General features: G+C 59.5%; 14 protein-coding genes. 11 read left to right on the top strand and 3 right to left on the bottom strand.

Annotated elements, in window-relative coordinates; all coding sequences use genetic code 11:
• Nucleotides 1-55: 55 nt before the first annotated feature.
• A complete protein-coding gene (locus tag R8871_RS33990) occupies nt 56-802 on the bottom strand; it encodes an SDR family oxidoreductase (RefSeq protein WP_175054320.1) in 747 nt (248 codons plus the stop codon).
• Between the two features lie 195 nt (nt 803-997).
• Here R8871_RS33990 and R8871_RS33985 point away from each other — a divergent pair, with 195 nt between their 5' ends.
• From R8871_RS33985 to R8871_RS33960, 6 genes are all read left to right on the top strand, one after another.
• Nucleotides 998-1906 carry a LysR family transcriptional regulator gene (locus R8871_RS33985; protein WP_175054319.1) on the top strand — a complete coding sequence of 303 codons (909 nt, stop codon included), beginning with the start codon at nt 998-1000 and terminating at the stop codon, nt 1904-1906.
• Between the two features lie 508 nt (nt 1907-2414).
• Nucleotides 2415-10979 carry a beta strand repeat-containing protein gene (locus R8871_RS33980; RefSeq protein ID WP_246287955.1) on the top strand — a complete coding sequence of 2855 codons (8565 nt, stop codon included), beginning with the start codon at nt 2415-2417 and terminating at the stop codon, nt 10977-10979.
• A gap of 2 nt (nt 10980-10981) precedes the next feature.
• Nucleotides 10982-11350: a hypothetical protein gene (locus R8871_RS33975; RefSeq protein ID WP_175054317.1), complete on the top strand. Its 369-nt coding sequence runs from the start codon at nt 10982-10984 to the stop codon at nt 11348-11350.
• Nucleotides 11351-11942: 592 nt separating this feature from the next.
• Complete coding sequence (locus tag R8871_RS33970) at nt 11943-14012, top strand: filamentous hemagglutinin N-terminal domain-containing protein (protein WP_322789532.1); 2070 nt, start codon at nt 11943-11945, stop codon at nt 14010-14012.
• Nucleotides 14012-15823: a ShlB/FhaC/HecB family hemolysin secretion/activation protein gene (locus R8871_RS33965; protein ID WP_246287953.1), complete on the top strand. Its 1812-nt coding sequence runs from the start codon at nt 14012-14014 to the stop codon at nt 15821-15823. The genes R8871_RS33970 and R8871_RS33965 overlap by 1 nt, the downstream gene beginning before the upstream one ends.
• 259 nt (nt 15824-16082) lie before the next feature.
• Nucleotides 16083-17471 (top strand): hypothetical protein, encoded by a 1389-nt coding sequence (locus tag R8871_RS33960; RefSeq protein WP_175054316.1) that lies wholly within the window; start codon nt 16083-16085, stop codon nt 17469-17471.
• A gap of 642 nt (nt 17472-18113) precedes the next feature.
• On the opposite strand, the gene R8871_RS38570 is transcribed toward R8871_RS33960, so the two are convergent.
• On the bottom strand, nt 18114-18554 hold the full coding sequence (locus tag R8871_RS38570; RefSeq protein ID WP_246287951.1) for a hypothetical protein: 441 nt from the start codon (nt 18552-18554) through the stop codon (nt 18114-18116).
• A 3-nt stretch (nt 18555-18557) separates the two neighbouring features.
• Between R8871_RS38570 and R8871_RS33955 the strand changes: the two genes are divergently transcribed.
• The 4 genes from R8871_RS33955 to R8871_RS33940 all read left to right on the top strand — a co-directional run bounded on the left by R8871_RS33955 (nt 18558) and on the right by R8871_RS33940 (nt 23303).
• A complete protein-coding gene (locus tag R8871_RS33955; RefSeq protein ID WP_246287949.1) occupies nt 18558-20063 on the top strand; it encodes an SPFH domain-containing protein in 1506 nt (501 codons plus the stop codon).
• Between the two features lie 24 nt (nt 20064-20087).
• A complete protein-coding gene (locus R8871_RS33950) occupies nt 20088-20708 on the top strand; it encodes a hypothetical protein (RefSeq protein ID WP_246287947.1) in 621 nt (206 codons plus the stop codon).
• Nucleotides 20709-20977: 269 nt separating this feature from the next.
• A complete protein-coding gene (locus R8871_RS33945) occupies nt 20978-21751 on the top strand; it encodes a hypothetical protein (RefSeq protein ID WP_175054314.1) in 774 nt (257 codons plus the stop codon).
• Between the two features lie 4 nt (nt 21752-21755).
• Complete coding sequence (locus tag R8871_RS33940) at nt 21756-23303, top strand: tetratricopeptide repeat protein (RefSeq protein ID WP_246287945.1); 1548 nt, start codon at nt 21756-21758, stop codon at nt 23301-23303.
• Nucleotides 23304-23759: 456 nt separating this feature from the next.
• Here the strand turns inward: R8871_RS33940 and R8871_RS33935 are convergent, their stop codons facing one another.
• Nucleotides 23760-24425, bottom strand: coding sequence for a hypothetical protein (locus R8871_RS33935; protein ID WP_175054313.1), 666 nt, complete (start codon nt 24423-24425; stop codon nt 23760-23762).
• A 137-nt stretch (nt 24426-24562) separates the two neighbouring features.
• Between R8871_RS33935 and R8871_RS33930 the strand changes: the two genes are divergently transcribed.
• Nucleotides 24563-24913, top strand: coding sequence for an immunity protein Imm33 domain-containing protein (locus tag R8871_RS33930; RefSeq protein ID WP_246287943.1), 351 nt, complete (start codon nt 24563-24565; stop codon nt 24911-24913).
• The last annotated feature ends 133 nt before the right edge of the window (nt 24914-25046 follow it).

The following is a 25046-nucleotide window of genomic DNA, read 5'->3' as shown; positions in this document are numbered from 1 at the left end:
CTATCGCGATCCTGAATGGGAACAACCAGGGACGAGCGCTCGAACTCCGAAGCCCTTAACCTTCCTGGCGCGTGGGTCGGAAGAGGATTTCATTGATGTCGACTTCCGGCGGCTGGCTGATGGCAAAAGCAACCGCGCGTGCGAACGATTCGGCAGGGATCGCGATTTCTTCGTAGAACTTGCTTACGAAGCCAGCAACATCCGGTTCCGTGATGCTGCCTGGAAGATCCGTCGCCACGGCGCCCGGCGAGATAACCGTTGTGCGAAGACCATAGGGCTTGACCTCCTGACGCAATCCTTCGGAGATCATCAGCACGGCGCTCTTGGTGGCGGCGTAGACGGCGCTGCCAGGCCGAACCGTGCGGCCTGCGACTGACGACACGTTGATGATGTGGCCGCTCTTCTGATCCTTCATGTGCGGCAAAGCGGCAGCGATGCCGTACAGGACACCCTTGATATTGACGTCGATAGTCCGGTCCCAGTCGTCGATCTTCAGGCGCTCGAGCGGCGAGTGCGGCATCAGTCCGGCATTGTTGATCAGCACGTCCACGCGCCCGAACGTCTGCACCGCCGTGTCGACGAGTGCCTTGACGTCTTCGTGCCGGGTGACGTCTGTCACGACTGCGACTGCCTGGCCACCTTTGCTGACCAGATCAGCCGCGAGCGATTGAATACGTTCGGCGCGGCGGGCGCCCAGTACCACCTTGGCGCCACGTTCGCTGAGATATCGGGCGGTCGCTTCGCCCAAACCGCTGCTTGCGCCCGTGATGACGACCACTTTGCCTTCGATATTCGCTTCCATCTGGTTTCCTTTGGCCCCTCGCGAATTCTGCGTCTGCCTGGCAGTTGACGCTCTGAGTGTGGGGAGGGGCGTTGATGTGACAGCCACTCGTGATAGGTGAAATCCACGCAGTGACGAATGCGTCAAATGGTAGGTTGTTGTTGTTTATTTAACAATGAGCGTAAAATTTCACAGGGTGTTAAGGAAAATTCATCTATGCAATTGCGCGCCGGCCTATCCGAGTTGACTGCTTTTATCGCCATTGCTGAGCATCGAAGCTTCCGCGCGGCAGCGCGCACGTTAGGCGTGTCCCCTCCAGCGCTTAGCCACGCAGTGCGAAGTCTCGAAGAAAGTTTGAATGTGCGGCTGTTTAACCGGACCACCCGTTCGGTGGCTTTGACCGAGGCTGGCGAGCAGCTTCTGAGGCGCGTTGGCCCGGCGCTCGCTGATCTGGAAGACGGCCTCAATGAGGTCGCCTCGGTAGGCGACCGGCCTTCTGGATCAATCAGGATCAGCGCGGCCGAGGCTGGAGCACGGCCGCTAATCCTTCACGTTCTTCCAGATTTTCTGGCTGCTTACCCGGACATCCATGTCGAGTTTGTTGTGGATACGCGGCTCGTCGATATCGTTGCAGACGGATTCGACGCCGGTATCCGGGTCCTTGATGACGTGCCGCGCGACATGATCGCCGTGAGGTTTGGGCCAGACTTACGGTTCGCTGCGGTAGCGTCCCCGGAGTACCTGTCTCGCCACGACGCGCCCACCACACCGCAGGATCTGGCCCAGCATCGCTGCATCAGATTCCGCTTTGCCAGCGGCACGCTGTACCGCTGGGAACTCGAACACCGCGGCAGCAGCGCTCATGTTGACGTTGCTGGACCGATGACGCTTGGCAACACAAACCTGATGGTCGATGCTGCGTTGACCGGGATCGGCATTGCCTGGGTTCCGGAATATCACGTTCGCGATCACCTGGATTCCGGACGGCTGGTCCGTTTGCTTTCGGAGTGGTGCCCTTTCATGCCCGGCCTGTGTCTTTACTATCCGGCGAATCGGCATCCGCCTACAGCGCTTCGGCTGTTTTCGCAGGCAGTGCGGGAGTGGGCTAGTGGGGATTCAGTCTGAAGGCGCCAGATACCCGGTGATAATGAATCCACTTGGGATCAACGAGGTAGTGCCCGATATAGCGCTCTTCACGCTTACGTCTGTGCAGCGCTTACGCCAACATTCCGTTCTTCAGTTCACGATTGGCCAGCAGCGTTGATTCGAGCGCGACGCCGGGTCCGTCGAACGCCGCCGCCATAGCCATCTCTGGCGGCGCGTTTGCTCGCGACATTCGATCGCACACATATTCAGATTTCAATCCGATATTGAAATGAAAATGTAATGTTATGCATCTGGAATTAATGCATCGTAAATCTGTGTCTTGAAAAAGACAGGTATGAATATATGACATTCATTCGTCGGAAGATTCGGTAATATTCGATCCGAAAAAATAAAATTCGGATAAAAAATAATGCTACGGGGTGCTCGTGAGAGCAGGCAGCGACTCGCCCAAAGAGAGGCGGCGCGGCAGGCAAAAATTTTCGGTGTAACGTCAATCGGCGTGGCGGCGCAGTCGCGACCGCTATGGATGAAGGCGACTGCATGCGTCATGGCGGTGGTGACTTATCTGCTTCCCGGCGTGCTCTCGCTCGACGAGGTCGCACATGCTGCGCCGATCGTCGACCCGCGCGCGCCTATTCCGTTTCAACCGACTATCACGCAGACGAGCACGGGTGTGCCGGCGGTCAATATCGCCGCGCCGAACGCCAACGGTATTAGCGTCAATAGTTATCAGTCGTTCAATATCGACAGCAACGGGCTGGTGCTGAACAACAGCCTCACGTCGGGCACACCTTTGCTGGGCGGCACGCTTGGCGCCAACCCGAATCTCGCCGGCCGCGCTGCGAGCGTGATCGTCAATCAGGTCACCACAACAGGGCCTGCTTCCACACTGGTCGGTCCGCTGGAAGTATTCGGCAGTCCGGCTTCGATCATCATCAGTAATCCAAACGGCGTATCCGTCAACGGGCTTTCGTTGACGAACGCGACGGGCCTTGTGTTAACCACTGGCACGCCGCAATTCCTGACCGGTGTCGGAGGGACATCGACGGACTTCGCTCACGCGGGCTCGCTTGCCTATAACGTGACGTCGGGCAATGTGTCGATCAGCGGTCCTGCCGGTGTCAATGGTCCGGGGGCCGGCATCGAAGGCACGGTCGGCAATATCGATGTGATCGCGCAGACGATCAGCCTGAACGCGCCGTTGCGGGCAGATCAACGTATTAACCTGGTCACGGGTAATCAGCTCGTGAGTCCGACTACGTCAGACGCGTCGGGCACGAACTATGGCACCGCGTCCAATGGCACGGCCAATACGGCAGCCGCAATTGGAAACAACGCGGTAGCCATTGACGCAAACCAGTACGGATCGGTGACGAGCGGACAGATCTATATCGTCTCGACGGCCGCTGGCATGGGCGTGAACACACAGGGCGCATTGACGGCGACGGCAGGTAATCTCACCGTCACGTCGAACGGCGACATCGCCGTGAACTCGACTTACGCGCAACAGGCGGCAAGTCTGAACGGCGCCGGCAAAGTGTCCATGTCCGGCAGCAATCTTGCGAATCAATACACCGTTAGCGCGACCGGGGATATTGCTGCGGCAACAGCGTCCGTGCAATCGGTCCAGGACCTGAACATGACTGCGGGTGGCAGCCTGAACGTCGGCACCGCGCAGTCCAATGGCAGCGTCAATCTTCGGGCCGGTGCCGACATGTCGGTCGGATCGGTGCAGACAGGCAATAACCTGTCGATGACGACAACGGGCAGCACAGGCAATGGCGACATAACGATCGGCGGCGCTGTGTCAGCGCCAGGTGTGATCGCGTTGAATGCGGCGCGTGATGCGACAGTGAATGGCGCGGTTACCGGCGGCAGCACCGTGCAGGTTCTCGCACAACGCAGCGCCACGGTTAATGGTCGGGTGGCGTCGTCGGGTGATCTCACGCTGGTCGGTCAAACGGGCAACGTAACGACCGCAGGAGACGTGCAGACGACTGGAAATCTCACCGCCGCTGCAGGTCAGACGATGGCGCTGGGCGGCAACGTCGCGGCAAACGGCAACACGACGCTGCACGCGGGCGCTGATCTTGGTGTGTCCGGCACCCTGGCAGGCAACGGCACGGGCGTGTTGGGTGCGGGTGGAAATCTCACTGCAAACGGCGCCGTGACCTTCGGCCAGAACGCGACGCTTACTGCGGGCCAGAACGTTAACCTGCCAGGCGCGGTGACGGCAGGCGGAAACCTGAACGTGACCGCCGGCAATAACTTGACCGTGGGTTCCGCAACTGCGGCAGGCGACACAACCCTGGCGGCCAGCGGTGGCGCCGCAACGATCAACGGCGCAATTCTCAGCGGTGGAAACACGGCTGTTAGTGCTGCCACGGACGTGGCCGTTGCCGGCAGCATTTCGGGTAACAAGACGGGAACGCTGAGCGGTGGTCGCGATGTGTCATCGAGCGGGACGGTGACGTTTGGGCAGGACGCGATCATTACTGCGGGACGCAACGCTGATCTCGCCGCAGCGGTAAAAGCCGGCGGCAACTTCTCCGTGACCGCTGGCAATAATGCGACAGTGGGCGGCGCGGGCGTGGTGGGCAACACGACGCTGATTGCGACAAGCGGTGGTGTGACGGTTGACGGAGCGCTTGCCACCGGTGGCAACACGATAGTGAGCGCTGCCACAGACGCAATCGTCTCCGGCGCGATTACCGGCAACGGCACAGGAAATCTGAGCGCGGGACGCAATCTGTCGGGTGGCGGCACGGCCGGCTTCGGGTTGGATGCAACCTTGAGCGCAGGGCAGGCGATCAGCCTGTCCGGGTCGTTGCAAACGGGCGGCAATCTGAGTGCAACTGCTGGTACCAGCCTGACAGTGGGTGCCGCAACCGCAGTGGGCAACGCGACGCTCAAAGCCAACGGCGGGGATGCCGCGATCAACGGCGCGGTCCTGAGTGGTGGTGATCTCAATGCGCAGGCCACGGGCAACCTCACCGTGACGGGGAGTGTGACCAGTCTCGGGAAGACCGCTTTGACGGCCCAAGGCGGCAATCTCGCCGCACAGGGTGGGTTGAATGCAGCGGGCGACGCGACATTAGCGGCGGCCCACAATCTCGCGGTGACAGGCACGACGCAGGTTGGCGGCGACGCGACCCTGACCGGTGCAAACATCAGCACGGGCGGAACGACCACCGTTTCGGGCAATCTCGTGGCGACCGCGCAGAACGGTCTCGACCTGTCCGCCGGGCAATTGAACGTCGTGAAAAACGCTACGTTATCCGGTGTCAACGTGACGACGGGCAACGCGCTGATCGGCGGGAATCTGAGCGCGAACGCGTCGAATCAATTGACGACAGCTGGCGCCCAGACGCTCGTTCAAGGCTCGGCCACATTGTCCGGTATGAACGCAGTCGTGAACACGGGCAGCGTGCTTGCGGGCGGCGCACTGACGGTTGCCGGCGCGAACGTAACGAATACGGCCAACGCTAGCCTGATTTCTACTGCAGCGACGACTGTCAATTCGACGAACCTGAACAACCAGGGGTCGATTGCTGGCTTGACGACAGCCGTTACGGCGAATGGCTCGCTCACGAACAACGGTGGCGCGATCATCGGCACCAATTCGCTGAACGTCACGACCGGCAATCTGGCAGGCAACAATAACGGCGTGATCTTTGCAGGCAGCACCAGTGCTGCGAGCCCTGGCACGCCGGGAGACGCGACGGTCACCGTGACGGGCGGCAACGGCACATTTAACAATGCCGGTGGCCAGATTCTCGCTCAGCACAATCTGACGCTGAACCTGCTGAACCAGGCGTTCGATCCTTCGGCGGCATCGAGCGGTACGTTCAATCTCGGCAACGTGCTGACGATCAACACGCTGCAACTCAACAATTCCGGCACGTGGGCCATGCCCGGCAATAGCGTGTCGATTAGCGCGACGCAGGGTTTCAATAACAGCGGCACGATCAGCAAGTCAGGCGACATCACGCTGTCGACCAACGGCACGTTGATCAATAGCGGCACGATTAGCGCAGGCAACGACGTCAATCTGTCCGGCACGATCGTCAATCAGGCGGGCGCGACGATCCATGCCAATGAGGACGTCAATCTCAACGGCGCGACGACCAATCAGGGAACGGTCAGCGCCGTGCGCGACGTCAACCTCAACGGCAGCAGTTACGACAACAGCGGCGCGACGACGGCGGCAGGGCGCAATCTGAATGCGAACCTGGCGGGCGATCTGACGAATGTCGGCGGCAAGATCACCGCGCAGAACGACATTACGATCACGGCCGCGGATGTGAACAACAGCAGGGCCGGTGCGAATACCACGACTACGACGACGTCGAGTACGACCATTGCGGCGGCGGGGATGGGGGCGGCGTTCCTGTCCACGCCGGTGGGATCACTCACTTTCGACCTTTCGGTTACCAACCCCAACGACGGTTCGACTAACAACTACTCCGGGTCGCTCACCGGCCGGGTCGGCGATTTTCAGCTGGCGTCCGCGACGGATGTCGCGGCTGCCGATTTGAGCGGCGGGACATTCAACGGTATTGCGCTGCCCGCGGTCACGCGAACAACTACGACGACCCAGCCCACCGGCCAGGCCAGCGTAATTGCCGCTGGACATGACCTGTCGATCACCACCGGTGCATTGAACAATCACGGCAGCACGATCTCCGCCGGGAACAACGTCACGTTGCACGTTGCGTCGCTCGATAACGGCGGCGACGCGGCCACCACCGTGATCACCGACAGTATCGATAGCGCTGCGTACGCAAGTTTCCTGACGCAGCTTAAGGCGGCCTATACAGCGGGGACGCTGGCCCCGATGCTTCAACCCATCGACGATCAGGGCAATCCGGCTGCCGGCGCGTACATCCCGACCTCCGCGAACATAGTCACGACTAGCGGGCCGCCGGCTGCACAAACGTCCACGATTACCGTTTATACGAACCAGAACGCTGGGCAGATCGTCGCCGGCAACGACCTGTCGCTGACCGGAACGGCGGGCGGGCTGACGAACGCTGGAAGCCTCTACGCAGCGGAGGACATGCGCGTCACCGCGAACAGCTTCACGAATCAGGGCTACCACACTGATTCCGTGACGTCGAAGACGGGCTGTGCGGGCGGCGTCTCCGTAGCGCAATGCGGCTACCTGGGGACGGTGATCTCGAACCCGGGCAATATCATTAGCTATCAGCGCCCAGGGCAGGATTTCACCGACGCAATGACGAACGCCGAATTTTTCGTGGCGCTCCTGAACTTCAGCACGACGTATGGTCCGGGCAACGACGCTGCGAACATCTACGGCGACCAGACCGTCACGCAAAGCTACAGCTACACGCAGACGAACAACACGGTGTTCGCCGGCCGGGACCTGATCATTGCGGCGCCGACCGTGAACAACACATACGGCAATCTGCTCGCCGGCCGCGATGTTGTGATGGGCGGCGCCGGTACCACGCGCAGCAACACCGATCCGAATAACCCGCAGACCAATCTCACGCAGTCCGCGAGCGTGACAAATACATCAGGCAATATCCAGGCGGGCCGCGATATCGAGATCAGTACCGCTGCGTTGAGCAACACGTTGTCCGCGGCCGCGCAGGTGTATCAGAACTACGGAAAGACGGCAGTAGCTGGTTGTAGCGGTGCTTCCCTCCACTACTGCGACGCCTTCACCGACCAGCAGTCGGGCGACGCCTCGACGATCACGGCGAATCGCAACCTGTCGTTTAGCGTCGGCACGCTGGTCAACACGGGCAGTCTGATTACGGCGGGCAGCCAGGCGTCGATCTCTGCTGCATCGACTGTGACCAACCAGGACCAGACGCTGAATGCGTACTGGCACGATGCCTTCTATGGCGGCGTGATTGGTGGCTCGAAACCGCCCGACAACTTCGGTTGCGGAACTGCGGCAAACTGCTCGGCGCTGTTCGGCAGCGCGTATCACGGTGGCGACAGCGTTCAGCCGCCGACGCCGTACAAGAGCCTGTCGGGCACGATCCAGGCACCGTCGTTATCAGTGACTGCTGGCGGCCAGTTGCAGAACTCCGGCAATGTGTTGGGGCAGCAGGTTGCATTGACGGGTGCAACGCTGGTCAACGGCCTGACGTCGCCGGCTGTCTATACGCCGCAGCCGACCGGCTCGAATCAGGTCATCTCGCTGGGCCCCGTGGGCACGCCAGTCGTTGCGTCAAACGCAGCGATTCAGGCCGGCAGTATCGTGACCATCGGCAGCGGTCTGGCAGGCGCCTCAGGTGTCGCAGGTGGCATCGCAGCTGGCTCCAGCGGCTCGCTTGGCACGGCGGGCAGCACGTCAGCAGGCGTCACCGCTCCGGGCAATGCGGCGGGGACGATTTCCGCCCCGGCCTTGCGTTTGATTTCTCCATCGATGCCGGTATCGCCGGGCGTTACGGTAGCGACCGGCGCGTCTGCCACGAGCGGCGCGTCCAACGTCAGCTATCTGGTCAACAGTCCGGCATCGCTGGTGATTGGCAACATCGGGCCGAGCCAGTTGCTGGCCAATCTGCCGGCGAGCCTGCAGCCGAACACCACGCAGTTTTACTACGACCCGTTCACGGAAAATCAACTGCTGCAGCAGGCTGCATTGGCGCAGACAGGGCAGGCGAGTTTCGTGAGTGGGCTGTCTTACGACAACACGAAGCAGTCGTCTGTCACGGACCAGGAAAAGCAAGCGCTGTACGGCAACGCGATCCAGTACGCGGAGGCGAACAACGTTGCGCTTGGCACGGCGCTAACGCAGGACCAGATCGCTGCACTCGACAAGCCCATGCTCTGGTATGTCGAAGAGACCGTGCCCGAGCCGGGATGTACCGCAACCGGAACGGCGACCTGTCCGACGGTTGATGCGCTGATGCCGCAGGTGTATCTGCCGCAGAACTATGCAGTGGTTCAGCACGACGGCACGATCAGCGGGCAGAACGTCACGCTTACCGCGTCGAACGGTGGATCGATCACGAATACCGGTTCGATTACGGCGACGGATACGTTGACGGTCAACGCGGGTTCGCTGACGAACCAGCAGCGGTCGACGGACATTGGGACGCAGAGCACCTACATCCCCGATCTCTACGAGTTGATTACGACTACGGGCACCGTCGCGCAACAGGGCGGGTTCATGTCGGCTGGCAATTACCAGTTGAACGTCGATGCGGTGAATCAGATCGGCGGCGCGCTGCAGAAGCTCAATGCGGATGGCACGGTCGACACGGCGGGGACGCAGCAGCAACTGGCGGCGCTGAAGGCGCAGTTGGGCAGCAGCTTTACACAGTCGACGGTGCAGGACAATTTGCATACGAGTGTGACGTCGCTGGCGGAGAGCGAGGGGGCGTTCCAGACGATTGGGATGGCGCTTGTGGTTATCGCCGTGTCGTTCATGACCGCGGGTGCGGCTTCCGCGATGATGGGGCCAGGGCTGGCCGGGACTGTCGGCGGTTCGATGATCTCGGCAGGCGCAGGTGGCTTCGTAGGGAGCGCTGTATCTCAGGCAAGCACAGGGCAGTTCAGCTTCAATAGCGCGTTCGAGGGAGGTCTGATCGCGGCCGCCACGGCCGGATTGACGAATGGCATCACCTATACGTCTGGCAATGGATTCGATTGGCAGGGCTTGGGCGGTAGCGTGAACAACCCGAACAGCATCGCGTCGCTGGCGGGCGTAAAGAGCGTTGGTGGAGTACTCGTGCCGCAGGCCGGTGCGGCAACTGCGACTAACCTGGGACAAGTTGCCCTCGCGATGGGGGCGGAAGCGACGATCCAGGCTGGCGTGCAGACGGCGATTGGGGGCGGCAGCTTTTTGACCAACTTCCGCAACAGCGCGGTGAGCGATGTTGCGGCGGCGGGGGCGTACGCGATTGGTAATGCGTTCAATGGCCAGAGCGGTTTCTGGACCACGAGCAACCCGCTGTATGCGGCTGAGCACGCGGCACTGGGGTGTGCGGCGAGTGCGGCTGTCGGCACCGGTTGTACGTCAGGTGCCATTGGCGGGGCCGCTGGCGCGCTGATCAATCCGATTATCGATGCCAATGGCAACATACCGGCACCGATGCTAACCGCGATTACAACGCTGGTCGGCGGCAGTATTGCTGGGGCGCTTGGTTACAACGTTCAGGGCGCGGTGACGGCCGCGCAGAATGAGACGCTGAACAATTGGCTCAGTCACGTGTATCTGCTGCCGGGCCAGCAGTCGGAGGCGGAGCAGGAGGCAGCAGCGGCATCGGGATGTGATAGCAGAAACGCGGCTGATTGTGCAAGCGCGGCGACGTTGATGCAGACGTCAAGCGCTCGCGATCAGGCACTCGCTACCGCATGCCAGTCTCCGGGTTCACTGGCATGCGCGTACCAGAAATCGCTCGCGTATTTAGCGGGCAACACCATTCAAAATTCGGGCGGCACGACGGTTGCTGTTGAAACCCCGCAACCGACAACGTCTGCGCCAAGCCAAGCGGCTGCGACACTCGACAATATGCTCAGCAGTCCGCTGGCCGCGATTCTGGGTGGAGCGTCGTATGCGCTGGGAGGATCGACGGCAACAGCATACTACCTGTCTTCGCTGGGAGTAGCGACGGAAGGCATTGCGGCGGGTGCGGCCGGATTCGGCACTTCCAGAACGGTCGGTGTCGTTTCCGAAGCCACAAACAATCCGTCTGCCCTCACTGCAGCTGAACTGGCGGACGGTGGCACAATTATCAATGTAGATCCGGCAGATCTACGGTGGACGCAGACCACCGCCGGTGGTAACGGCCGGGCAGACGCACTCAGGCAGAGCATGGCTCAAAATGGGTATTCCGGGCCGCCAATTGATGTTGTGCAAACCGCGGATGGAATTGTGACCGTCGACCACACGCGCGCCGCTGTCGCGCTTGAGCAGGGGATTACGAGCATTCCGGCCACAGTGCACTTGCCGAGCGACCCGTTGCCGGCAGATATGGCAGGTCGATTTGGTAGCGCTACAACGTGGGGTGACGCTGCAGCGTACCGAGCGGCCAACCAACGGCCATCGTTACCACCTACAGGCACCACAACGCCGCCGAAGTTACCTTTGCCAAAGATTGGAGGCTGATTTTGAACGATCTTTTGGGATTGACCGTTCCTACTGGATACCATTGGTTGCTCGATCGAGCTCTCATTGGTTATGAACCTTTTACCCAGCTTCAGCCGTGGCACTACTTGCCGCAAGAGCAATGCTTTTGGGCGTCAGACCGATGGCCCGGCGTTACAGACAAAAGACTGCTTGCGTATGCAAAGAGGCAGGATTGCGATGATCTCGCCTGTTTCATTGTGACCGAGAAAGATGAGGTTGACGGCGTCGCGTTGATTCACGGATGGACGGGGAATGGCTTCGAGCTCGGCGAGGAGTTTCCGGACATTTGGGCTTGGTTGAAACATGTTGTGGACGACATAGCCGACTGGGTGAATGCGGGCGAGTTATAACCTCATGGACAGATGACGGGGAGCAACTAGAAATCTCTACCGTGAAGATGCTCTCGGAAGTGCTGTCGGGGTCTCTGCGGAACGTCCAATTTTGGAGAAGCGCGAGTGAAGACGTTTTTGTTGCATGGGAGAATGCTGAAGGACGATGCACTTTCTCAATTTACCTCGATGGCTTGGATTCAGCTTTCGCGGTGGCGCTGACTGCGAAGTTCGCGGAGGCGGTATTGGCGAAGTTTCGATCGGACTACGGTGATGGCCAGGCGCTCGCTGTCGAGTTTGAATAGCGGGCGGCTATCGAGGCCGGATAGTTTCCGCTGAAATTTGGAGTTGCCACAAACACGACGGACTGGCGGCTGCGGCTAAGATGCCCGGTCGAACGTGTAGTGTCGCGGCCAACCTCATCGAAAGTTGTTTCGACGAATCTGCCATCGGCGAGCGCCGTTAACTGACAACGCAAACCGTTCAGCGACAAACTGGCCCGTGTGGAATGCTTTGCTTGCGACCACAAGCTCTGTGATGTCTCTTGCATAGCGCCACAGAGTGAGGAAAAGACCTGCTCGGCGGACAAAAAAATCAAAAATCGGGGAAGTACTTGAACACCAGCATCCGGGGAATTAAGCGTTTACCACGCCTACTGTTCGTCATCGTCTTTGACGCAACATTCTCAGTAGCAACGTCCGCAGCTCACGCCGCCGGCATCGTCCCAGACGGCGGCACCGCCACGACCGTCGCCACCTCACCTGCCGGCCGCCAAACCATCAACCTCGCCCCCACAATCGGCGGCGTCTCGAACAACACCTACACCTCATTCAACGTATCGAAAGCCGGCGCCGATCTGAACAACGTCGGCATCAACGCACGCACGATCGTCAATCAGGTAACCAGCACGAACCCCTCGCTGATCCAGGGCGACATCAACGTGCTGGGCCCGCGCGCCAACGTGATCCTTGCGAATCCGAACGGCATCACGATCGACGGCGGCAGCTTCGTCAACGCCGGCCATGTCGTACTCTCGACTGGTCAGGTGAGTTTCGACGATCTCGTGCCGGCACCCGGCGTGACCCAACGCAACGTTGTCCTGACCACTAACCGTGGCGCAATTACCATCGGTCCCGGCGGCCTGAGCGGCACACTCGTCAATCTCGACCTGATCGCAAAACAGCTCTCAGTAAATGGTCCTGTGAAGAACGACTTCACGACCTCCACAGGCGGCGTGCGAGCGATCGTCGGCGATAGCACGAATACCTACGACACGAGCCTATCCCCCAGCGACAACAACCACGACTGGCTAGTCAGTACGACGTCACCCGGCACGACGAACTCAGCATTGGCCGTCGATATCACCGCACTCGGCGGACTGACCGGTGGCCGTGTCCAAATCATTGTGACGGACAAAGGCGCGGGCGTTCGCAATCTCGGCGCGATCTACGCAAGCGCGGGTGACGTCATCGTGTCGTCGCTCGGCGACATCGGCGTAATCGACGGATCGATCAAGGCCGAAAACAATATTCAGATCACCACGCCCGGTGCGCTCTCGTTGCAGGGCGCGCAGATGTCCGCCGCAAACGGCGCGACGCTCAGCGCGAGCGGCATCACGTTAGTTGACGATGCGACTGGCGGCTCAACGCTTAGCGCGCAAAACGGCGCGATCAAGCTGACCAGTACCGGCGACATCTCCAGCACAGGCAGCCTGATCCAGGCCGGCGCGATCAGCGCGAGCGGCGCAGCAATCGGTGGCGATGTGACCTTGAGCGCCACAGGCAACATCCTGAATCGTTCGAGCGCAGCGAATCTGGGCGTCGTCTTCGCGGCGAATGGGCAAACCTCGCTAAGCGCGCAAGGCAACATCACCAACGAGAACGCCCGCATCCTGGCGAACGACAAAACAAGCGTGACTGCTCAAGGCGACGTTTCGAACATCATCGATCACACCGACGGCACGAACGGCGGTCAACCGGTTGCGTACTCGCGTACGGGCGGCAGTTTCGTGTTCTTCACGCACAACACCAGCGGCTTCGACGTCGATTACGGCACCGTCGCGCAACCGGGCCAACTGGCCTATATCGCGTCGACCGGTGGTTCGGTGACGGTCTCGGGAAGGAACGTCACCAACTCCGGCGGCTTGATCCAATCGAATAAGGGGAACATATCGATTACCGCGCAGCAGGCCTTTACCAACGCCGCGGTGTTTTCGGGGCAGGCCAGTTATTCGCGCAGTTGCTGGATATTCTGTCATGCGAGCGCATCGAGCAATGTGATGCCTAATGGCGGCACGATCCAGTCCGGGGCGGACATTGCAATTTCCGCGGGGACCGTCGCGCGCAACATCGGGGGTAATGTTTTTGCAGGCGGCAATCTCAACGTGAAGGCGCCGGTGACATACGCCCAAGGCGTAACAGGATACTCGGCGATCAATCAGGGCCGTGGTTTCAAGGCGTTTTTCGGCAGCACGTGGGCGCAGATTATCGCGAGCGATGTTGGTGGAGGCTTCACGGCCAACGGTTCGGTTTCGTTAGTCGGTAGCGCTGTTATCGATGGCGGCTACATCACCGGCAGCAACGGTGTCTCGGCAAGTGGCGGCATAACGACAGTCCGCGCGCCAGCGACAACCCCTGTTCAGATCGGCCAGCATCTCGGCATGACGACATGGTGGTGGCATTGATGCAGTCCGTATCGACCAGACCGCGCCTGAAGTGCGCGGGGATAGTGCGCGCAGTTGCACTCGTCTTCGTGCATAGCATCGCCGTCCACGCGCAGACGCCACCACCGCCCGCTCAACCTCTGCCGTTAGCACGTCCGATTCAGGACCCCGCGCAGCTGATCATCGACCAGCAGCGCGAGCAGGCGACGCAGCGGCAACTGAATCAGCCGCCCGCATCAATCGCGCTGCCTGAACCGACTCCGCAGGGTTCACTTGACGTCCCTCCGGACACACCGGTCGATCAGATCGTAGAGACGGGACCCGCTTTTGCGATCAACCGCATCACGGTGGACGGCAATACGGTGCTCGCGCAAAAGCATATTGACGCAATCGTGACACCGTTCGTCGGTCACGCGCTTGGTTCGCATCGTTTGAATGTACTGCTTAAACGATTGACTGATGCGTTCGTATCGTCCGGCTATATCACGACGCGTGCGTTCCTCGGTCCGCAGAATCTCGAGTCGGGCGTATTGAACATTAGAGTTCAAGTGGGCCGCATCGCGGGCTATACGTTGAACGGCAAGCCGTTAGGCCAGCGGCTCAAAAAGGACGAACAGTCGGCCGGCGGCGGACTCCTAACGGACGCAGGATCGGAGTGGGCATTTCCTGCGGCGCCTGGTGACGCACTCAACCTTGGCGACATCGATCAGGGGGTGTCCCAGATCAACCGGTTACGGCGCAATCAGGCCGAAATCCAGATTCTGCCGGGTCAATCGCCGGGGGATTCCATTGTCGCGATTAACAACCGGCCTGGCGACCGCCTTTACTACACCTTGGGTGTCGACAATTACGGCAGCGCTGCGACTGGAATAACCCGCTACCGAGCGGGTGTCGAAGCGGACAACCTGATCGGCTTGCAGGAGTCGATCAGTTTGAATTTCCTCGACAGCGAGGACAGCAATGCGTTCGTCGGTTCGTTCGCGATGCCGTATGGCCGCCACACATTCAGCTATACGTTCTCGGATTCCGAATATCAGCAGCTTGTCGGCACGAGCGCACTAATGTACGGCCGCACGCTGAGCCATATTCTTGGCTGGAACTACACGCTGGATCGCACGCAGGCGGGCATTGCGAATCTCGACGCCACGTTGTCATGGCGACGTACCGACCGCGAAATCAACGACATCGAATTGAATCCGCAGCACATTGCGGTACTTCGTATTGGTGGCAACTGGTTGCGCAAATTCGTGCTGAATGATGCCCCCGGCAATGTCACGCTCGATGCTGGTGTCTCCGAAGGGTTGCCGTGGCTAGAGGCGGATCACGACGCACATGGGATAGGCCGTGACGACGCACATAGCCAGTTCACCAAGCTGGATGCGACTGCATCGTTCACTGTTCCTCTTCCCAGGTTAGGCCGTGCAGCACTGGTCTATCGCGGCACCTTGAGCGGTCAGTTTACGAATGTCGCGCTCTATGGTTCCGAGCAGTTGTATCTCGGTGGCATGGATACGGTTCGCGGTTTCCGCTCGGGTGAGATCTCGGGCGACCGAGGCCTGTACTCGCGCAACGAAGTCGCGTGGGTGAATACGCCTGCATGGCACGACGGTCGAATCGAACCGTACATTTTTATCGATGCCGGAAAAGCGAGCCTCATTGCGCTGCCGGGATTCCCGACGCTGGCCGGTGCGGGGGCAGGGTTGCGCGGACAGTGGTTGTGGCATCGACAGATGCTGTCGGCTGAGGCACTGGTCGGGCGGGCACTCACGCAGCCGGCTGCACTTGGCCCCAAGGCGACGCTTGTTCTTGCGACACTCAACTGGAATTACTAGGTATGAGACGGACAATTCGCAGGCAAAGGCTCAGCACGATCAAATTATTGCCGCCAGCATTTGTAGTTGGCGTGGCATCCATAAAACATGGGCGCCCGCTGCTCGGGGTGAGCGATCCATGATTTGAGATTGGTGTCAGCCACGCCCCACTCCTGTTGTGAGTAGATGGTGGCCGGACACAGCAACCAACATGAAGTAACAAGACCAAATGTCAAATAAAACACTAACCACACTGACCATCGCAACCACTCTCGCGTCAATGCTCGCACTGACCGGCTGCGCCCATCATCGTGCTCCGGCAGACCAGGCCGCCGCGCGACAACAAGAGACACGCGCCCGGCAACTTCAAGCGGAAAAAGCCGCCGACCCGAATGCAGCGAAGCTGACGTTCACCTCGAGTGGAATGCCGATGGCCGTCGGGTACTGGACAAGCACGTCGACGCAGGCGTGCAGCGGCTTCGAGCCGGTCGGCCGCGTTTTCCATAGCGGCAGGGAGGTCCTGCTGCCGGGGATTGCGAACTTTACGGAGAAGCTTAACAAGGCGCTGCTTCGTAACGAAACCTCGCGGGAGCAATATGTACAGCCGGGCGTACCCGTCCAGGTGAAGGGTCTTTCCGGGGCTGAAGTGCCGGACCGCTATTCCGGTTCATGCGGACCGCTTGTCACATCGTTCACGCCAGAACAGGGACGAAAATATCACGTTGACTTCGCTTTCCAGGGTACGAGTAGTTGCTCGCAAAGCGTGATGGATATTACGGACGCGGATCATCCTTCTCCCGTGGGCCGCCCTGTTGCATGTCCGAAGGGACAAGACTATCTCGCGCTCGACAAGGTGAAGAAGAACTTTCTGGAAGCCGATCATGAACGGCAACTCGAGGATGCGCGGCAACAGGAGGCGGCGGCAACATCCGACGCGGACAAGGCGTCGGCGATGAAAAAAGAGGCCGCCGCGCTGGATTCTCTCGGTCGATCGAAGGAAGCGCTCGAGGTTATCGATCGCGCGATGGCACTTGCGAAAGGGGAGAACAACGGTGATCTGATCGCGACGAAGGCGGGCATCCTGTTCGCACTGAACGATCCGCAGGCCGCATTGACGCTCCTCGCGCCCGAGATCGACAACACGCGAAAGCGGGCTGGGAGTCAACCCACTGTGCAGAGGGCCGTGATATTAGGCACCTACACAGAGGGATTCGTCACGGCCACATTCGCGCGCATGCAACTGGAGCAATGGCGAGAAGCCATCGACACGCTTGTGGATGCGCAGTCTCCCCTTGAAGGCCCGAGCTTCCTCGCGTACAGGGCGGTGTTGTATCGGTACATCATGGCGAGAGCGCAGAACCCGTCGCTAGCCAATGCCACCCTTGAGCACGATGCAGCGTATTACGCCGACCATGACAGCAGTCACTACGGCGCCTTGCTGCGTATGTGGCGCGGGGACGGGACGGCCTTGGAGGTGACCGCAATTCTTGCTCGCATGTCTGGCGTCGACCAGCAGGAGGCGCGAGCCGAGGTGCTCTTCTATCAGGGCGCGTACCGGAAGTTCGTCAAAGGAACTTCGACGGGGGCTAGCTCTGCGCTCGTCGAACTTAACCAGCTTGCTCCTTACGGAAGTATCGAATGGATCTACGGTCAACGCGTGCTGCAGTGAGCGAGTCGGCGATGGGCTGATGCTTGATGCCGACGCGCCTGGCATCCTGGCGGGCAGGCGGCTGCTTATGCAGTCGAGCGACTCCGGAGCGGCGGAGTCTTTGTTGAAACGCTGCCGATTCGGGGCGCGACTTTCGGCGATCCGAAGCTTGTCAACGTTTGACCGACAGGACAGCAGGCTGGCGGTACGTTACGCGCGTTCGCGGGAGCTACGCGAACTTGCGCGGTGCCGGCGTGCCACGCGCTGCGGTTCGATGCAAATGTGGATCGTGATCTGAACAAATGCATTGGCAATGCATATCCGTTTCAGTTTTGAACGAAGCTTGCCGTAAATGTATGTATGCCCAATCGGCGTTGACACTAGCAGTCTGTTCGCCCGCACATCGATCGACGGCGAAGACCAGAAAATTCTTGCAGCGGAAAGAAAATTTCATGAAATCCGGAACTCCAGATCCCGGGCGCTGCAGTCTATCCACTAACGCTGAATTAACGTAATGACACAACGGAATCGCGACTGATCCAGAACAACGAAAATAGCTACGCATGCGTACCGGCATATTTCGCAGTGACTTCTTGCGAAACTGCTGGTGCACCGGAAGCGGCCAGATGAAAACACAAAATCACGGGAAAAAAAATGAATGGGCTAGTGCAAGCGGGTTGGCTTGGGATTGTTCTTATCGGGGTTGTGATGCTGCTGATGGTCGCTCTTGCCATTTGGGTGGCTGGCGTCATTCGGTACATCCCCAATGATCGTATTGGCGTAGTTGAAAAGCTGTGGAGTACAAGCGGATCGGTCCAGGCTGGTCTCCTGGCGTTGCACGGTGAAGCCGGCTTCCAGCCAGAATTGCGGCGCGGAGGTTTTCACTTCTTCACACCCTTCCAGTACCGGGTTCACATTCATCTTATGGTGTCGGTGACCCAGGGCAAGATCGGCTATGTCTTCGCGCGTGACGGTATCGACCTGCCAGCAGGGCAGACGCTCGCGGATAATTCCCGCGTTGCCGATTTTCGCGACGTGCGAGCCTTTCTCGCGGGAGACGGCCAGAAAGGACCGCAACGCAAGGTGCTGCGTGAAGGCACTCATATCGTGAACCCCGCGCTTTTCGTCGTCATGACTGAGGAAGCGACGTACTCATTGTCGCTCGATGCACAGGAGAAGGCGTACTACGGGAAGATGCGCGATCTGCTCGACGAACGACAGGCATTCACACCCGTCGTCATCAAGGAGATCGCGGGCACGCATGACTCGGATCAACTTGCAATTGTCACCGTGCAGGATGGCCCGGGGTTGCCCAAAGACGAACTGCTCGCCCCGGACGTGGGCGACATTCACAATTCGTTTCAGGAGCCGGAGAAGTTTCTGGCGGCAGGTGGTCGACGCGGGCGGCAGGAGCGCGTGCTGGTGGAAGGCACTTATTACATCAACCGCCTGTTCGCGACTGTCGAATTCATCCGGAAGACTGTCATTCCGGTGGGATACGTGGGGGTTGTTGTTTCCTACACAGGGCGCCGAGGTGATGACCTGTCCGGCAGCGAGTACAGTCATGGCGAACTGGTTGAAAGCGGCTGTCGGGGTGTATGGCGCGATCCGCTGATGCCGGGCAAATACGCATTCAATACCTACGCAGGAAAGATCGAACTGGTTCCCACGACCAATTTTGTTCTGATGTGGAAGTCTGGCGAAAGCGGTTCCAGCTTTGATTCGAACCTGCGCGAAATTACGCTGATCACGAAGGATGCATTCGAACCGCAATTGCCGCTGTCTGTCGTCGTCCACATCGACTATCGCAAGGCTCCGATGGTCGTTCAACGGTTTGGTAACGTCGAACAGCTGGTCGAGCAGACATTGGACCCCATGGTGTCTTCCTACTTCAAGAATGTTTCCCAGACCAAGACGTTTATCGAGCTGATCCAGTCGCGTAGTGAACTGCAGGGCAACGCGTCGACTGACATGCGTGAACGCTTCCAGGCATACTCGCTCGAGTTCGAGGAAGTGCTCATCGGCACGCCCAAACCGCAGGCTGGCGACACCCAGATCGAGAACATCATGGCTCAGTTGCGCGATCGCCAGATTGCGCGCGAGCAGGTCGAAACGTTCGCGCAGAAGCAGATCGCAGCCGACAAGCAGCGTGAGCTGAACGAGGCCGAGCAGCGTGCGGCCAAGCAGAAGGAACTGACTGGCTCGCTTGTGGACATCAGCATCAAGGAAAACCAGGGTTCGGCGAGCGTGAAGGCAGCGGAGAAGCGGCGTCAGGAAATCGAGGCGCTGGCACACGCCGAAAAATTCAAACAGGAAATGGAAGGGACCGGTCGCGCATCGGCGATCAAGTCGGTCGGTGAAGCCGAGGCGGCTGCGATCAAGGCGAAGTCGGAAGCGTTGCAGGGAGAGGGCGCTGACAAGCAGCTGATGCAGACTGTGATGCTGCGGCTTGCCGAGGCGTTCGAGACGTCGAAGGTGCCGCTAGTGCCGCAGATCCAGCTGGGCGGCGGCAGCGAAGGTAACGCATTTTCCACGTTGCTGGCGCTGATGAGTTCTCTGAAAGCCGGGGAGCTTTCCGAGTCGATTTCGGGCGTCTCGAAGATCAGCAACTAAGCAAACGGGAACTGAAATAAGCCGATGGCGTTTGCCATGACGAATCAAGCAAAATTCCTCTTATCGACTTCAACCCCTTACGCTATGAAACGCCTATTCCTTATCGGTCTGTGCCTGGCAACCACTTCCGCCTTCGCCGCGCCACTCGTTCTGCTGGAAACCCCAGTCACCTACGCACCGGACGCCAGCGTCGTCGACCAGATCAAGAATGAATGCCACATCGAAGACATGCTCACGAACCACGTCGGCGAGGTGCTCCGCAAGCTCAACAGAGGTGGCGACGGCACCATCGCATCGCAAACCGACGCGGGCGATGCAAAAATTCTCAGATTGCAGATCACCCACGTACTGGGCGTCGGCGGTGGTGCATGGAGCGGCCCTAAGGCTACGACCGTGAGCGCAGACCTGATCGAAGACGGCAAGGTCATCCGTCACACCAAGATTAACCGCTGGTCGGTCGGTGGCGTGTGGGGTGCGTTTAAAGGAAGTTGTTCGATTCTGGATCGCACGACCATTGTGATCAGCAAGGACCTGAGCCGTTGGGTGCGCGACCCGTCGTATGAGATCAAGGAAGAGGCGCCGCCGAAAGAGGCTTCCGCGCCGACGGCACAAACCGATACGGCGAGTTCCGCGAAGGCTGAATAAACGGTCGTCCTTCAGAGGGTGTAAGCGGCGTCGGACGCAGGTACGAACTTGCGGAAGTCTGCGCTTTTCGGTGCGACCTGGTGCCAGAACTGCGCGATTCTAGGTCGGACGAAGAAACCGCATTTACGCCGACGTCACGATCATGAGAGGAACAAGTGAATAGTGAGCAACCGAAATCTGGAATTGCTGCAGATCATCAGCCGGTAACAAAGCGGTATACGGCTGTCTGGATTGTGGTCTGCTTGATATGTTTGCAGTCGAGCTTCGCAATGGTCCATTTTCTGATGTGGTTGTTACGTGGCGACCGACAATGGCACGCGATGTTGATGGTGTATTCCTGGTCGCATGTTGCACTGTGGTTGACGACGGTTGCGTGGTCGATGATCTCGCTCGTATCGATTGTCCTGCTTTGGCTCGGCCGTTCTGGCGGACGTGTCGTATATATGTGGGGAGCGATTCTCTGGGGCATGACAACGTTCATGCTGGCGCCATGGCAGCTTGCGTTGAGCGGCGTCATTTTGCCGTTGTCGGTGCTGTCGATACTGTATGGTCGCGACACCCGACAGTATCTGAAGGATGGCTTGGCGCTGTCGCACAGCATAGATACGACGACGCGTGGCGTCATTGCCGCCGCGCTATGGGTCTCTGCAACCGCCTTTTACTACGCGGTGTTCCTGATGGAGTTGACCAACAAAGGATGGTTGGCCGAAGTCACGAACGACCCGCAACGCAAATGGATAATTCTTGCGATGCCGCTGGTTCCGGTCATGACAGTCCTGTGCGCGCGCAAGGGTGAGCGGTGCTGGCGTCTTGGCATGTTCCTGCTTGTGTCCGGTCTGTCCGGCTTCTTTGTGTTGCTTGGCTACGTTCCGTATAGCCACACACTGGTGGGTGCGCTCGGTCCCGGTTACGTAGCGTATGCGGTGCCGTGGGCCGGAGCGCCGATGTGGGTGGGGTGCCTGCTTCTGTTCGGCGGCACGCTGACTTTAGGGTTTCGACCTCGACACCTCAGCAAGAGTGACGATCGCTGGGCAATTGATTGACGACATGATCCTGAGCAGAAAAATTGTTGAGGCCGTGCGGTTGACGGTCCTTGCGGGCACCGTCAGTTGCGCCGCGCTCGCCCATGCGTCTGTCGAGGACGCCAGATCGGCAATAAAAACCGGCCGTTATCAGGATGCCGTCGCGGAGCTGCGCACGCTGACGGCTGCAGGAGATGCGCGTGCCGAAGCGGAACTGGGCTGGCTGTATCTGCTTGGGCTTGGAGTACCGCGTGATCTCACGAAAGGACGGCAACTCATTGAACAGGCTGCAGCAACGGGAAACAGCGAAGCGCAGGTGACGCAGGCAAGCGCGTCGCTATTTGTCGATCCTCGTCCGGAAAACTATGCAAACGCCGTACGCATTCTGCGCAAGTATGCGGAACAGGGTAACGCCCAGGCGCAGGCGCAGCTCGGCCAGCTCCTGACGACCGGTATCGGTGTGCCGCGCGATCCCGTGCAGGCTGCGCACTGGATCCGGTTGTCTGCCGATCAGCACGACGACTTCGGCATCTACTTGCTCGGCACGTTGTACGACAATGGTGTCGGCGTTCCGCAGGATGCGTCGCGCGCACTGGCGCTGTATCGTGAAGCCGCCAGGGCTACGCTGTCGGTCGCCGAGTTTGCGATCGGCAATGCATACGAGAAGGGACGCGGCGTATCAGTCGATTACGCCGAAGCGATGGCATGGTACCAGCGGGCTGCGAACGTGAAACTGTCGCTGGCGATGTCGGCCATCGGTCGTTTATATGCCAACGGACTTGGAGTGCCCGTCAATGCGACGCTTGCTGAAGACTGGCTGAGTAGAGGCGTGGACGCAGGCGATACGACTGCGTTGATTGATCTGGGCACGCTGTACGCACTCGGGACCGGCGGTCGCAAGCCCGACGGTAAACGCGCTGCGCTCGTCTACCGAAAGGCTGTGGACGCCGGACTGCCCGCAGGCTGGAACGCTCTCGGCTGGATGTATCTCAACGGTAACGGTGTCGCAAAGGACGAGACTGCCGCGTTCGACTGGTACATCAAGGCGGCCAGGGCCGGATTCGCGCCGGCGCAGGTCATGGTGGCACGCCTGTATCTTGTCGGGCGGGGTGTCGCGAAGGACGGCCCGGCCGGACGAGACTGGATGCTGCGTGCCGCGGATGCCGGCGATACCGACGCCCAGACCTGGTTGGGGCGACTCTATTTGTGGGGCACGCCGCCATTCGCACGCAATGAAGCGGAAGGGCTGCGATGGCTCACGATGGCCGCGCGGGCCGGAAATTCTGTCGGTCAGTATTGGTTAGCCGACGCGTACGTGTATGGCAGAAAGGTGGCAGCAGATCAGGTGCGCGGCTATGCGTGGATGAGCATCGCGGCGCGGCAAGGGAGTACGAGCGCGAAAGCGAATGTGGATGGCATTAATTTCATACTGTCGCGCGACCAGATCGAACGCGGGACTGCGGCCGCGACCCGGTGGCAAATCGGTCAGGACGTTGTTGTTCCGCCGGAACAGCCCGGTGGCATGGCGACAATGCAGTTCAATCTCAATGCGCCATTTGCACCGGGCGATTGACGATGCGAGATTTCGGTACGGGAAAAACGAAGGGCAAGAAATGCGTTGCGGCGTGGAAACCGGGCGCGACTTACGAAGGAGATGCTTCTCGTGAGTGATCTGCTCGGCGTCCACGCGATACTGGCCGAGTGCCCGGGCTGTGAATGCGGATCACTGTGCCTATACTCGCTGAGCTGCGAATGGTTGGCGCCACCGCCGAGTCCACCATAAGATTTCGCCGTTTTTGTCGGGAGGCGTTGTGCGGAAATTCATGTCATTCGTCCTGCTTGTTGCTTCGGCGGTAGTGCTTGCGCCTGCTGAGGCCGAGGCGCACCCGCGTGTTATCTGCAAGCATGTCTGGCATCGTGGACACCTCGTTCGCCGTTGTCGACAAGTGCCGCCATCACGCCATCGTCATGGACCTCAACCGCCTCGGCGCAACCCAAGTTACGTCTAACCTCGTTTGTCGAAATTCATTCAGCCGTCCATCTCGTGTACGACTTCGCGCCAGTCGGACACGCTGCTTAACTCGTTCACGATTGCGGCGATTTCGGGTTCGAACCTTGCACGATGCAAAAGGGGGCCTACTGCGTATCGCTTTGCTTCATCGGAAACACGTGCGAATTCACGATGAATATCTGCAATCGTGCGTTCTCGCCCGATTCTCTTAGCTGCCAGGCGAACCAGTATCTCGATCGCGTTACCTTGCGTCCAGTCATACTCTCCCCATGCGATTTCACGAAGAACGCCGAGAGCAGACTCGCGGCACTGGAACAGGATTTCGAAGATGGCGAATTGCCAGGCAGCGAGCCATCCCCCCAGGCCTCGCTCGCGAGACTCGAACCCTGCCGGTACTGGCGAAGCAGGCGTATGGAGTCGGGATATCAGCACGGTAATAGCGTCCGGGCCTACTTGTCCAGCAACCTCAGCTGCAAGCGCGCCAAACGCTACTTGATCATCGATAAGCATTGCAACAGAACGGATCTCCGCGTCCAGAACATCGTTCTTCAGCCCGTCTGTCGCGTGATCATATTTGCGCCGAGCAAAAAGAAATCGAAGAATTTGTCGCATAAGAGGGTCGGCTAAAAGAATAGCAGTCGTACCGCTTGAACCACATGGAGACTCGTCGGTATGCGGTTCCATTGTCGACGATTCCAATATCTAATGCGAGTGATCGCTTCGGGCCGCGAGTGGAATTTGCTCGATGTTTGGGGCCGTTGCTCAGATGCCGGCTTCTTGGCAGGATGGCGTATCTTAACGATCTGGCGTTCTGTATTTGAATGGACCTGAAATTGCACGAACAACAACGGGCTGTTTGCGAGCGATTCCATACTCAATTCTTTGCCTGCGACATGCATCTGAAATTGGGTGTGTCCTTGAACGTAAAGAGTGGAGCCCGCCCGCTAAATGGCATGAGAATCAACGCGGATCGTGGCACCAACGGCTGGTTCATCTGGGCGGGCGAGACATTTTCACAGAATCCCGACTTCTTCGTCCCGTTGCACGGCGAACATCTCAAGGAGTGGGCACCACTCGCGCTGCCATATCTGGCGCTGCCGCCGGGCTGGAGATTTCTCCTTGCCGAAGGATACGAAGATGTCTGGGAAGATCTCACTCTGCTTGGACAATAAGTCCTCGACTGTATCGATCGGTCGCGAAACCAGTCCCATGAAGTGAGCGTTGTAGCGCATCCCCTGATCTATGGATGAGCTTCGACGAAGCGCGCGCCCGAAAACCGAACGCCGGACCTAAAAATCCCCCACA

This window comes from Paraburkholderia sediminicola (genome assembly GCF_902859805.1).
Taxonomy (GTDB): Bacteria; Pseudomonadota; Gammaproteobacteria; order Burkholderiales; family Burkholderiaceae; genus Paraburkholderia; species Paraburkholderia sediminicola.
Note: the sequence above shows the minus strand (reverse complement) of the source record. Positions and strands in the feature narration are given on the sequence as shown.